A 13,200-nucleotide genomic window follows, 5' to 3' on the forward strand; every position below is an offset into this window, starting at 1 on the left:
CGGTACCCCACCCCAAATCCCATTAAACTACGCCTCTCACATTCACCGACTCAGGAGCCAAGCCGTGCGCACGCTCTCAGCCATCTTTCTCGCCGCTCTCCTCGCCGCCCTCCCCGCCTGCGAGTCCGGCCCGAACCTCGACAGCGACAACTACGGCTGGGTCCCCCGCTTCGACTTCTCCCTGGGCGACAACGTCTCCGACGAGCCCCGCTTCCGCGTCGGCTACGTCCCGGGCGAAACCTACGTCACCCAGCAAACCCTCGTCATGACCAAGCCCGAGGGCTGGAACGGCCCCATCCACCTCATCGGCTACGGCACACTCCCAGGCGAAGCCACCGTCGCCGAGGTCTACGCCGACAACCCCGAAGCCTTCGACCACTTCCGCGGCCTCCTCGAAGAAGGCACCACCCTCGAAATCAAAAAACTCGTCCGCTTCCCCGCCGAAACCGAAGAGATCAAAGTCGAAGACGACGACGATGACACCGACACCAACGAAGCCCAGGACGACGAGGACAACGACGACGACAAAAAGATCGTCATCACCCGCAGAGCCTTCGTCCAGGTCCGAGCCGAAATCACCTCCGGCCCCCTTGCCGGCAAAACCGTCATCCTCGACCAGGCCTCCCGCGAAGACGACTTCCCCAAAGACTCCACCGGCTACCTCCCCGACGACCGCGTGATGGTGAGAGCCGACTAAGCAACAGCGATGATCAGGTGCCTCTTCGTTTCATCAGCAACTGACCTCTTGCGGTACGGCCATCATCACCGGCGTTAGAACTGACTCAGAATGAGATCTGCTTCTACATCTGTTTACCTGTATCACCCAATTTCACACGAGCTCAATCAACGCGATTGATTCAGCCCTGTTCCTGTTGCTTGTACGCGACATAGATTTGACTTTGATAGAGCAGCAGGCCTAATTATGCGGTACAGCGAAGCACGCTTCGTCTGCCTCAACAAACACTTCTTGATGGAAGAAGAGATCAATGTCACACCGCTTTTTCATGGCGCTCGCGTTCGTTCTTGTCACGAGCATCAACGCCGCCGATGCCGATCCAATCCTGCTGAACTTTACTGGAACCATCAGCAATCTCGAGAGAAACATCTCGAACACCAATTCCTTCGGCGAGCCCATACGTTCGTACATCAACAGCATGGGCGACGGTTCAACCTTCGATATCACCTTCGCCATCGATGAAGACGCAACGCCTGACAGCACCTCCAGCAATAGCTTCACGCTGACGAGTGTCTACTCCTCAAGCATCTCGCTTGTCGAAGGGCGTGCGGGCTCTTTCACAGGCTTTGACGACTGGACCATACGCTTCTTCCTATATTCCCAGAACGCCATCCGCGGAACGAACGATAGCCTGGTGATTGAGATGTTCGGAAACGACGGCCGCTCCGCCTACTTCTATCTGAATTACAACACCCCTGAAGACGGTTGGGATACGCCCTTCGAACTCCCCACGGCCGAAGAGTTCAACAATCCCTTCTCCAACGCCTCCGTGCTCTTCGATGGACGCCAGTTCAGTCGCGGCCTTGGCCGTCAGATCTTCTACGAATGGAGCGGCGGCGCCGGCTTCGGAGCCATCATTCCTGAACCCACATCATTCGCACTCCTGACCCTCGCATCGGCTCCGTTGCTGCGACGGCCACGCTGCTAGCACTACGGAGAGAGGGGCTGTTACCAACCTTCCGACCGTGACGAGCCCTGATAAAGAAGCCTGGCATAACGCAGCATGCCTGATGCATTCTCGTGCACGAACACGCGCCATGAGCTAAACGACCCGACTCCATTAACTGATTAAGAGTCGAACAACTGTCCTATGCAATAGAGCTCACGCCGCATCCCCCCGCGCCTCAACCTTCCCCGCCGTCTCATCCCCACCCGCCACCTCCGGCACGTAGTCATCCCCCTCCTTCAGCACCCGGCCCGACGCCGTCTTGATCTCCGGCACCGGGTTCTCCTTCTGGTGCTCGGCCCACTTCTTCTCGAGCTCGGCCTGCTTGTCTTCTTCGAGCGCACTCCACGCCATCCGACCCCGGCACTTTGGGAAGCCCGAGCAACTCAGCCACGGCCCGCGCTTGCTCTCCCGCAGATACAACTCCCGCTCCTCGCACTTCGGACAGGTCACGCCCGTCAACATAGGCGGGGTCTTAGGCAGCACCACATGACCCTTCTTCGGGTCAAGCTTCACGATGAACTTCACCTCCGGATAATTCGACGACGCCAGGAACGGACCGAACCGACCCGTCCGCCGAATCATCGGCTTGTCATCCTCCGGACACAGAATGTCCGTCATCTCCGGCTCCTGCGGGTTCCCCTCCCGATCGATCGGCGCCGCGTATTTGCAGTCCGGGTAACGGCTGCATGACAGGAACCGCCCGTTCTTCCCGAACCGATACACCGTGTCCGCCCCGCACGTCTCACACTTGTGAGGCGCCGGCTCCGTCACCGCCTTCGCGTGCGTCAACTCCTCATGCGCCCGCTCCAGCTTCTCGACAAACGGATCGTAGAAAGAACCGACCATCGATCGCCAGTCCTTCTTCTCATCCTCAATGTGATCGAGCTCGCTCTCCATCTCCCGCGTATAGGCCACATCCAGAATCTCGGGGAAGGCCTCCACCAGCATGTCCGTCACCACCATCCCCAGGTCCGTCGCGCAAAGCCGACGATCCCGCGGGTACAACGGCTCCACATACTTACGGTCCTGTATCGTCTGGATGATCGCCGCATACGTTGACGGCCGACCGATCCCCTCCTCCTCCAGCTTCTTCTGCAGCGACGCTTCCGTGTACCGTGGCGGAGGGCTTGTAAAATGCTGCGTCGGCTTGATATCCACCGGCGCGACAGCCTGACCCTCACTCAGCTCCGGCAGGATCACATCGTCGCTCTGGGGAATCCCCGTCACCCGATAAAAACCATCAAACACCAGCTTCCGGCCGCTCGCCTTGAGCTTCGCCTCACCCCCGCCGTTGAGCTTCGCCACCACGTTCACCGTCGTCGCGTCCCACTGCGCCGGCATCATCTGACACGAGACAAAACGCTTCCAGATCAGGTCGTACAGCTTGAACTGATCCTCGTTGAGCTTGCCCCGGATATCGCTCGGCCGGATCGTCACATCCGTCGGACGGATCGCCTCGTGTGCCTCCTGCGCACTCTTGTTCGACGACGAGTAGTGGTTCGGCTTCTCGGGCAGATAATCCTGGCCGTAGGCACCCGAGATGTGGTCACGCACCGCCCCGATCGCCTCGGGCGCGAGATGCGTCGAATCGGTACGCATGTAAGTAATCAGACCCGTCTGCCCCCGCGCCCCGCCCAGGTCCACACCCTCATAAAGCGACTGCGCCACCCGCATCGTCCGCTGCAGCGCAAAGCCCAGCCGGTTCGCCGCCGCCTGCTGCATCGACGACGTGATAAACGGCGACCCCGGCTTGCTAGTGGTCCGCTTGGTCCCGATCGAATCGATGACGTAGTCGGGAGCCGAACCGATCCCGCCCACCGCCGTCACGAGTTCCTTCGCCGGCCCCTTGCCCTTCGGGTCCTCCTCCACATCCAGCTTCTCGAGCTCGTATCCCAGCCCCTCGGCCACTTTCAGAATCGTCTCCCGATCCGCGTCCTTGACGGCCTTCCCGCCGATCTCCACCAGTTCCGCCCGCATCACCTCGTGGGCCGACAGCCAGCCGTTCTGATCCTTAATCGTCCGCGGCCCCTCATCCCCCGCCACCTCGTGGAACGCCCGCCACTGCGCACCCAGCTTCTCCGCCTTGGAAGGATCGGTCGCCAGCAGTGCCGCCAGCCGCCACGACTCTTCCGGGATAAACGCATCGATCTCCCGCTCCCGCTCCACCACCAGCCGCACCGCCACCGACTGCACCCGGCCAGCACTTAGACCACCCGCCACCTTCTTCCAGAGCAGAGGCGACACCTGGTACCCCACGATCCGGTCCACGATCCGCCGCGCCTGCTGCGCATTAACCCGGTTCTCATCGATCGCACGCGGGTGATCAAACGCCTTCGCGATCTCTGTCTTCGTGATCGCGTTGAACACCACCCGCTTCGCCTCGCCCAGATCCACGTCCAACGCGTGCGCCAGGTGCCACGCAATCGCCTCCCCCTCCCGGTCGAGGTCGGTCGCGAACCAGATATCTTCCGCGTACTTCGCCGCCTTCTTCAGTTCGGTGACCGTCTTCTTCTTATCCGGCAGAATCTCGTACGTCGGCTCGAACCGCTGCTCCAGATCCACCCCCGGCACCGGCGCCTTCACACCCTTCGGATTCCGCGACGGCAGATCCCGGACGTGGCCGACGCTGGCCATCACCAGGTAGTCGCTGCCGAGGTACTTATTAATGGTCTTGGCTTTGGTCGGTGATTCCACGATCACCAGATGCTTGCCCTTGGCGTCCTCGACCTTGATCGACTGGCTCCGCCGGCCACCACCCGCCGATTTTTTACGGCTGCTGCTGGCGGCCGCCTTCTTCTTCACGGGGCTCTTCTTCTTGGTCGAGGTCTTCTTGGCCATGGGACTTTCTTCGGTCAGTTGGACAGTCGGAAAGGGAGGATCATCGGGCGAACCACAGGCACAACGCCCTCCCTTCCGTATCTATTCATACGCCAGAATCCGGCGGGCTACTTGAGCACCCCGCGGGCCGGTTGTCAATCTGTTGCTCTAAGAACAGTGAAAACAGGGGCTTACGAGGTCGATGAGATTTTCCTATTTCTCGGAGAGGGCCCGGCGGTAGGCCTGGAGGGCCAGATCGGCGGTCTGTTCGGGGGTGCTATCGGGCGTCACGGGGAGCCAGTGGACGCCATGGAACCGACGCATCCAGGTCCGCTGCTGCTTGGCGAGCCGGCGGGTCTGGATCTTGGTTTTCTCGTAAGCCTCTTCCAGCGATAGCTTTGCGGGATCGGCCAGGTGCTGGAGGACCTGCTTGGTGCCGATGGCTTCCCGGGCCTGCGGGCCGAGCAGGCCCCTGTTTTCGAGGTCGATGGTCTCGTCGACGAGCGAGCGCCCGCCCAGGCAGACCTCGCGGGCAAGCTGCTGATCGACCTTCTCGGGGTAGAACATGGCCTTGACTCGGAGGTTGATCCGGGGGTTGAGGTGCTCGGGCTGCCAGGCCAGGCCGATGAGGATGGGGTGGTGGCGGTAGGGCTGGTTCGGGTCGTCGGACCACTGCTGCTGGAGCTCGGTGATCGTCGTTCCGGTGAGGTGGTGGACCTCGAGGGCGCGGAGGATGCGCTTGCGATCGGCGGGGGCGATCCGCTCGGCGGCGGGGGGGTCGATGGCTCTGAGTCGTTCGTGAAGCTCGAAGGATTCGATTGAATCCATCGAAGATCTGAAGGCCTGATCGGTGCCCGGTCCCTGGAACATGCCGTGTAATAAGGACTTAAGGTAAAGGTTCGTTCCGCCACTTAATACTGGGGAAAGCGCGCTGTTTTGGAGCGTTTTCAGCGCGTTTTCGGCCATTTCGAGCCAGTTTGAGACGGTGAACGCGACACTTGGGTGCGCACAATCGATGAGGTGATGCCGGGCCCGGGCCCGCTGATCGGGCGTGGGCTTGGCGGTCCCGGCGTCGAGATGCTGGTAGATCTGCATCGAGTCGGCGTTGATGACCTCGCCCCCCAGCGCCTCGGCGAGCCGAACGGCGAGCTCGGATTTCCCGCCTGCGGTGGGCCCGAGGATCACGATGGGTCGTGGGAGATCGGTGTCGGCTTTGTGCGCGGCGCGGCCGGGTGTGGCGGCCGGTTGAGAGGGGGGGTTGGGCGGCGGGGGCGTGGATGGTGCGCACATGGGTGGATCGTAACCTGCGCACAGGCAGTCACCGGTGCAGTCGCTTCTACATAACCTGTGCAGTCAGTCGCTGATTCTGTGCCGATGATTGATTGGTAGCAACGAGATGTGCATGCCACCAGGCTAGCAGGAAGCTCTGGTTAATCCTGTCGCCAAAAAGGGTGAGGTGTCCTGGTTTCTGGGGAATCACTCCCAGTAATCGCATGTCTTGTGCATCAGGTTTCAAACCTTTGACTGTATTTGTTTGGATGATTTTATCTTTATAAAAGATTACGTTTAGCTCCCCTCGTGCTCTGTCAAGTTCAGTTGGCTGCGTGTCGACACATCAGAAATACTGCATGAAGGGAATAACAAGGTGGCACTGAATCAGAAACTGACCTCTCTGTTCACTTCGTTCCTGGTGGTTGCGTTCGTCATTCATTTTGGTCAAGGAACCGCACTGGCGGGTGAGGTATTCACTGAGCCGAGTCGGACACTGCCAGAAAGGCCCTCGGGTGCGCTTGCATCGGCAGACCCTGCGATTCTCGCTGGTGTTGAGCAAACAGCTGCCGTTGGTTCATGGTTTACACCCGTTGCTATTTCGGCCCTTGTTATCACGGTTCTGTTCACGTTGTATGCAACATGGCGGGCGGGGACATTCGACAGGCCCAGCAGGCCCTCAGTACGGTTCCGCTGGACGCTGGGTGCCAAGATGGTGGTCTGCTTTGGACTGTTAGGCGTCATTGGAGTCGGGTCGTTAGTAGCCTGGCGTCTGACCGAGGATATGCGTAACGAAGTTGAGATAGCCGCTTTGCCTTTAAGGCACCAAGCGGACATTCTCCAGGCGTTTGACCGCGAGGGTCTGAGGGCTCGTATTCATGCTCGAGGATTTCTCGTATTCGAGACGGATAAGCATGTTCAGCTGTTCCTGGATGCGGTGGGCGTTGCCAGTGAGTATGTAGCTGAGATCAAGAGGCTGTCCGATGGTGATGTCGAGACTTCAGAGCGGATAAGAAGTCTCGAAGCAGCACTCGGTGATTATGTCAACGTTATTGTTAACGCTGTGCGTCTCACGGATACCCGGCGTGCAATACTGGAACAGCAGATTGGTCCGACTTCTGACTGGCTGATCGAGCAGCTGAGTGGTTCTGAATACGAACAGAAGTTGATCGCGGATGCACGCAAGCTGAGCTACGCTGGAGCTTTGGAGCTAGAGCCTGTACTGGCGATAGAAGCCAGGGGTCTGCTAGAGCAGACGATGAACAGGCTCTCCGGCGATGTATCTCCGGGAACCATGTCAGCGCTGTCATTTCTCATCGAGCGTGTTGGTGAAATCGAGCAGGTCGCAAAGGACCTGCGTTACTGGACGATCGATCAGTGTCCGCCAACCGGTATGCGTTTGGGGGAGTTATCTACTCAGCTGGCCTCTGATCTGCGTTATCAGGCCCGAGAGATGGAACTGGCCGACGTCGCTGCGGCAGGTGTGAGGAGCAAGTGGACATCTGTGATAGCCCTCGCCTTGTTATCCGTCGGTGGCCTGGCTGTTGCCTCGATTGTTCGTGGCGTTACGCGTCGAACCATTCTTGTTGCCAATGCTCTAGGTATTGCCAGTGATGGTGATCTATCGGGTATGAATGAAGTCTATAAGGGTAACGATGAACTGGCGATGATTACAGGTGCTGCCAATCGTCTCCGCGAGTCGTTTGTTGAGTTGATCCATGACGCACGACAGACGAGTGAATCCATTCTGCAGTTGAGTCAGGAACTAGATACCAATGCAACGCATCTGCGGCATTCTGTCGATCAGCAGTCTCAGAACGCTGACACGGTTGCAGCAGCAATTGAGCAGATGTCTGTTTCGATCGAGCAGGTCAAATCAAAATCCAGTACGAGTGAAGGTGCAGCGACAGATAGCGAGCAGCGTGCTGCACAAGGCGTAGACATTGTCGAGCAGACGGTTACCCAGATTGAGGAGATCTCTCAGCAGTTTGAGGACTCTTCCAGGACGATCTCCGAGCTTGGTTCGAGGAGTGATGAGATCGGTGCCATCATTACTGCTATCGATGAGATCGCAGATCAGACCAACCTGCTGGCGCTGAATGCCGCCATTGAAGCGGCGCGGGCTGGCGAACATGGTCGAGGCTTCGCTGTGGTAGCCGACGAGGTTCGCAAACTGGCAGAGCGCACGACACAAGCTACTGAGCAGGTCACGCGTTCGATCGGTGAAACACAGTCAGAGACACAAGCGGCTGTTAGCTCTATGACTGCTGGTCGCAGGCATGTCGTCAGGGGTGTGGAGCTGGCTAGTGAGGCTCGCAGCTCGCTGTCATCGATCAGAGATGCCAGCGACACTGTGCGTGACATGGTTAAGGACATCTCAGCAATGAGCAGCGAGCAGGCCCAGGCGAGTTCTGATATTGCGCAGTCCATAAGTACGATCGTTGATGCGACGAAAGAGGTTGCAGAGAATGCAGGACATGTCAGTAAGAGCAGTGAAAGCCTTGTTTCTCAGGCAGAGGCACTTACCAGCAGCATCAACAAGTACAAGGTTTGATGCATCTCTTCAGGCTCACCGCTGCATTTGGTGATTCACTAACACTGTTGGCTTTAGGTCGTGTTCCTCCGCGGAGTTTCCTCTGAGCCTCTGTTAGACTTGGCGTGTGATCCATACAGCGTTCGAATTACTGCTTAGCACGTACGCGCGGGTGGCCTGGGATGAGCGGGGTGGGTATCGGCTGGTTCGAGGGGTTCGGAGGTTGCGCCCCCGGAAGGCGTGGGCGGATCGGTTTCGGGTGCCGGGATTTGGTGGGGGTGGTCGCGAGGCTGGGAGTGGGGGGGTGGTGTTGGATCTGGATCTGGGGACGTATCCGGATTGCTGCATGGCGTTTGGGTTGTATGAGCTGGCGACGGCGCGGCTGCTTCGGCGGCTGGTGCGGGAGGGGGATGTGGTGGTGGATGGCGGGGCGAACCTGGGGTACTTCACGCTGCTGATGGCGTCGTGTGTGGGGCCGGTGTCGAAGGGTGGGCGGGTTCATGCGTTTGAGCCGGACCCGGTGAATCGGGAGCGGCTGGTTCATCATCTGGGGATCAACGGGATGGCGGATCGGGTGGTGGTGCATCCGGTGGCGTTGTCGGATTCTGGGGGGCGGGCGACGCTGCATCGATTTGTGGCGACGGACTCGGAGCACAATCACGGGATGTCGTCGCTTTATGGCGCGGAGGATGGGGCGACGGAGGCGTATGAGGTGGAGACGGTGCGGATGGACGAGGTGCTGGCGGGGGAGGGGGTGTCGTCGGTGCGGGTGGTGAAGCTGGATCTGGAGGGGGCTGAGCCGCTGGCGATTGGGGGGATGAGCGGGTTGTTGTGTGGGGATGAACCGCCTCGGGTGCTGGGGGAGTATGGGTTTGGGGAGGCGAGCCGTGCGGGTCACCCGCCTGCGGCGTGGATGGAGCGGTTGCTTGAAGTCTCGAAGGGGGGCGGGGCTGATTGGCGGTTTGAGGTGGTGGGTCGTCGTCTGCGTGAAGTGTCGCTGGAGAATGGGGTGTTGGCGGGGGTGTCTCGTCAGGTGAATGTGTTGGCGTCGCGGGGGTGATGTGCGGTTTTTGATGGGGTGATCGGGGGTGTGCTAGGATTGCAGGTCTGCGGCGGTTTCGGGCTGTCGGCAGTTGTTTTGTGGGTTGTTTGTTATCAGGAGCTTATTGATGTCCAGCCAGGATCCTTTTGGTGCTCGCGAGACGATCTCGACCGCATTGGGCGAGCGGACCGTCTATCGGCTGGACAGCCTGCGTGGGGTGGGTGCGGTGGAGACGCTGCCTTACAGCATCAAGGTGCTGCTGGAGTCGGCGCTGCGGAGTGTGGATGGGTTTGTGGTGACGGAGGATCACGTCAAGGCGATCGCGACGTACAACGCGAAGTCGGTGGGTGAGGTGGAGATTCCATTCAAGCCGGGGCGTGTGGTGCTGCAGGACTTCACGGGGGTGCCGGCGGTGGTGGATCTGGCGGCGATGCGTGATGCGATGGTGGAGATGACGGGCGATCCGGCGTCGGCGGACAAGGTCAATCCATTGGTGCCTTGCGACCTGGTGATCGATCACTCGGTGCAGGTGGATGCGTTCGCGAGTGAGGTGGCGCTGACGATCAACGCGAATCACGAGTTTGAGCGGAACAACGAGCGGTATCAGTTTTTGAAGTGGGGCCAGCAGGCGTTTGCTAATTTCCGGGTGGTCCCGCCTGCGACGGGGATTGTGCACCAGGTGAATCTCGAGTACCTGGCGAAAGTGGTTTGGGAAGTTGAGGATGCGGCGGGCGGCGCGCCGGTGCTGTTCCCGGATTCTTTGGTGGGGACGGATTCGCACACAACGATGATTAATGGGTTGGGGGTTGTGGGTTGGGGTGTGGGGGGGATCGAGGCGGAGGCAGTGATGCTGGGGCAGCCTATCTATATGTTGCTGCCTGAGGTGGTGGGTGTGAAGCTGACCGGCAAACTGGCGGAGGGTGCGACGGCGACGGACCTGGTGTTGCGGGTGACTGAGATGCTTCGTGAGCATGGGGTGGTGGGCAAGTTTGTGGAGTTCCACGGGCCAGGGCTGGCGGATATGCCGCTGGCGAACCGGGCGACGATTGCGAACATGGCGCCTGAGTATGGGGCGACGATGGGGTTCTTTCCGATCGACGAGCAGACGACGGAGTATCTGCGATTGTCGGGTCGGGATGAGGCGTTGATCTCGACGGTGGAGCAGTACGCGAAGGCTCAGGGGCTTTGGCGGGATGACTCGCTGCCGATCGTGTACTCGGATGATCTGGAGTTGGATCTGGGTTCGGTGGAGCCGGCTTTGGCGGGTCCGAAGCGTCCTCAGGATCGGGTGGCGTTGTCGGCGATGCAGAGCCAGTGGCGTCAGGATTTGTCGGCGACGTTTGGTCGTTCGGGTGGGGCGGCGGCGAGTGACTCGACGCCTGAGGGCATGGCGGCTGAGGGCGGGGTGGCGGTGGCGGAGGCGGCGGCCCCGCCTGCGGTGGAGGTGAGTTTTGGCGGGGAGACGTTTGAACTGAAGGATGGGGCGGTGGTGATCGCGGCGATCACGTCATGCACGAACACCTCGAATCCGGAGGTGATGCTGGCGGCGGGTCTGCTGGCGAAGAAGGCGGTCGCGCGGGGGCTGAAGCGGAAGCCGTGGGTGAAGACGTCGCTGGCTCCGGGTTCGAAGGTGGTGACGGATTACTACGAGCGTGCGGGGCTGGATAAGGATCTGGAGGCGCTGGGGTTCCATACGGTGGGGTATGGGTGCACGACGTGTATTGGTAACTCGGGCCCGCTGCCGGAGGAGATCTCGGCGGGGATCAACCGGGGTGATCTGGTGGCGTGTTCGGTGTTGTCGGGGAACCGGAACTTTGAGGGTCGTGTGAATCCGGATGTGCGGGCGAACTATCTGGCGAGCCCGCCTCTGGTGGTGGCTTACGCGATCGCGGGGACGGTGGACATTGATCTGACGAACGAGCCGTTGGCGGTGGATGGTCAGGGTGAGCCTGTTTATCTGAAGGACATCTGGCCGACGCAGGCGGAGATTGCGGAGTCGGTGTCGAAAAACGTGACGCGGGAGCAGTTCACGGAGCAGTATTCGGATGTGTTTGCGGGTTCGGAGCAGTGGCAGGCGGTGGCTTCGTCGGAGGGGAGTCGGTATGGGTGGGATGCGTCGTCGACGTATGTTCAGCAGCCGCCTTTTTTCGCGGGTCTGGGTGCGGAGCCGGGTTCTATCACGCCGATCGAGGGTGCTCGTTGTCTGGCGAAGCTGGCGGATTCGGTGACGACGGACCACATCAGCCCTGCGGGTGCGATCAAGCCGGGGACGCCTGCGGCGGACTATCTGGATGCGAACAAGGTGCCGCGGTCGATGTACAACTCGTATGGCTCGCGGCGCGGTAATGACCAGGTGATGACGCGTGGGACGTTTGCGAACATTCGTGTGCGGAACCAGTTGGCTCCGGGGACCGAGGGCGGTTTCACGACGGACTTCACGAAGTCGGAGGGTCTGATCCGGAAGCCGGAGGAGGCGAGCTATATCTACGACGCGGCGATGAACTACAAGGCGGCGGGCACGCCTCTGGTGGTGCTGGCGGGCAAGGATTACGGGATGGGTTCGTCGCGGGACTGGGCGGCGAAGGGGACGTTCCTGCTGGGGGTGAAGGCGGTGATCGCGAGCAGTTTTGAGCGGATTCACCGGTCGAACCTGGTGGGGATGGGTGTGTTGCCTTTGGTGTTTGAGGATGGGGTGACGCACGAGTCGCTTGGACTGGACGGGACGGAGACGTTCTCGATTCCGGTGGGTGAGGGGCTGGAGCCTCGTCAGAAGGTGACGGTGACGGCGGTGCATCGGGGTGGGAAGACGACGGTGTTCGACACGGTCTGCCGGATCGATACGCCTGTGGAGATCGAGTACTACCGGAACGGCGGGATTCTCCAGACGGTGCTTCGGAAGATGGCGGCGGGCTGATGCGGGTCTGGGTTGGGTGTGGAAAGGGGGTGGGGTTTTGGGGGCGGAACATCGTTCGATATTTTCTAGTGTTATGTCCTGTCGATAGACGTAAACGGTTATTTGGACGTGATCTAGGTGTTCGCGGGGGCCTGTTCCGGGGTCTTACAGATAGTTCTGAAAGAGCATAAGTCTCTTTTATGGCTGGACTTCTGCCAGATAAAGCGTGACATTCGGGGTTGTGGTCGTTAAACTGGGCACGTTGCAGGGTGTCTTCCCTCTCCGCCCTGCTTCCTGTCGTGTCTGAACGAATTTGGTCATTTCTGAACCGGAAAGGAGGCTTCGATGAACAGGCCCGTTTTGGACCGAGAAACCCCCAGCCTTCTGCGTGCCAGGTGGCGTGAGCTCTGCCAGGAGCTTGCCGTGGCGCGTGACCCCGAGCGTGGTGTGATGCTGCGTGAGCTGGATGACATTGAGAAGACGTTGCAGAAGATTCTGTTGAGTAAGCGTCAGCCTTCGTAGGGCTGGGTTTGTGCGAGATCGGAATGGGTAGCAAATGCCCCGGGCTTCGGCTCGGGGCGTTTCTTTTTGTCGGGAGGGGATGGGTCTGGGTCAGCGCGGAGGCCGGTCTTCGCCGACCATCTGGCGGAAGGCGCGGGCCATGTCTTCGATAGTGATTTTGGGTCGGGCGGAAGCCTTGGGTTGCTGGAGGTAGCGGAGGAGGCTTTCGAGGCGGACCCAGCGGTGGGTGACGGCGGCGGCCCGGAAGGTGTGGACGGGGAGCTGGCCGGCTTTGACGGCGGCGGCGATGGTCTGGGGGGATCGGCCGGTCATTTTGGGGATGCGTTCGATGGGGACGGCGGGTCCGAGACGACGCTTCCAGTCGCCAAAGGTCATTCGGGTGGTGCCGGCGGGTGCATCTGGCATAGTGATGGTGTCGGGTGGCGGGTCGGGGTGGCTG

Annotated in this window: 9 protein-coding genes; 6 read left to right on the forward strand and 3 right to left on the reverse strand. The window is 60.3% G+C overall.

Going from position 1 to position 13,200, the window contains the following annotated elements; genetic code table 11:
* Window positions 1-64: 64 nt before the first annotated feature.
* Together ACQZAB_RS07150 and ACQZAB_RS07155 are read left to right on the forward strand one after the other, a co-directional pair.
* Window positions 65-697 carry a hypothetical protein gene (locus ACQZAB_RS07150; protein ID WP_428388388.1) on the forward strand — a complete coding sequence of 211 codons (633 nt, stop codon included), beginning with the start codon at window positions 65-67 and terminating at the stop codon, window positions 695-697.
* Between the two features lie 307 nt (window positions 698-1,004).
* Window positions 1,005-1,664 (forward strand): hypothetical protein, encoded by a 660-nt coding sequence (locus tag ACQZAB_RS07155; protein WP_428388389.1) that lies wholly within the window; start codon window positions 1,005-1,007, stop codon window positions 1,662-1,664.
* Window positions 1,665-1,838: 174 nt separating this feature from the next.
* Here the strand turns inward: ACQZAB_RS07155 and topA are convergent, their stop codons facing one another.
* Window positions 1,839-4,523, reverse strand: a complete 2,685-nt coding sequence (topA, locus tag ACQZAB_RS07160; RefSeq protein ID WP_428388391.1) for a type I DNA topoisomerase — start codon at window positions 4,521-4,523, stop codon at window positions 1,839-1,841.
* A gap of 192 nt (window positions 4,524-4,715) precedes the next feature.
* Entirely contained in the window at window positions 4,716-5,792 is a 1,077-nt protein-coding gene (miaA, locus tag ACQZAB_RS07165) for a tRNA (adenosine(37)-N6)-dimethylallyltransferase MiaA (RefSeq protein ID WP_428388392.1), read from the reverse strand.
* Between the two features lie 355 nt (window positions 5,793-6,147).
* On the opposite strand from miaA, the gene ACQZAB_RS07170 reads away from it, so the two are divergent.
* The 4 genes from ACQZAB_RS07170 to ACQZAB_RS07185 all read left to right on the forward strand — a co-directional run bounded on the left by ACQZAB_RS07170 (window position 6,148) and on the right by ACQZAB_RS07185 (window position 12,761).
* On the forward strand, window positions 6,148-8,325 hold the full coding sequence (locus ACQZAB_RS07170) for a methyl-accepting chemotaxis protein (protein WP_428388394.1): 2,178 nt from the start codon (window positions 6,148-6,150) through the stop codon (window positions 8,323-8,325).
* A gap of 106 nt (window positions 8,326-8,431) precedes the next feature.
* Window positions 8,432-9,364 carry an FkbM family methyltransferase gene (locus tag ACQZAB_RS07175; RefSeq protein WP_428388396.1) on the forward strand — a complete coding sequence of 311 codons (933 nt, stop codon included), beginning with the start codon at window positions 8,432-8,434 and terminating at the stop codon, window positions 9,362-9,364.
* Between the two features lie 109 nt (window positions 9,365-9,473).
* Window positions 9,474-12,260, forward strand: a complete 2,787-nt coding sequence (acnA, locus tag ACQZAB_RS07180; protein ID WP_428388398.1) for an aconitate hydratase AcnA — start codon at window positions 9,474-9,476, stop codon at window positions 12,258-12,260.
* Window positions 12,261-12,584: 324 nt separating this feature from the next.
* Entirely contained in the window at window positions 12,585-12,761 is a 177-nt protein-coding gene (locus ACQZAB_RS07185) for a hypothetical protein (RefSeq protein ID WP_428388400.1), read from the forward strand.
* A gap of 90 nt (window positions 12,762-12,851) precedes the next feature.
* Here the strand turns inward: ACQZAB_RS07185 and ACQZAB_RS07190 are convergent, their stop codons facing one another.
* Window positions 12,852-13,166, reverse strand: a complete 315-nt coding sequence (locus ACQZAB_RS07190) for a hypothetical protein (protein ID WP_428388402.1) — start codon at window positions 13,164-13,166, stop codon at window positions 12,852-12,854.
* Window positions 13,167-13,200 lie beyond the last annotated feature (34 nt).

The organism is Mucisphaera sp. (assembly GCF_965279675.1).
In the GTDB taxonomy this organism is placed as follows: Bacteria; Planctomycetota; Phycisphaerae; order Phycisphaerales; family Phycisphaeraceae; genus Mucisphaera.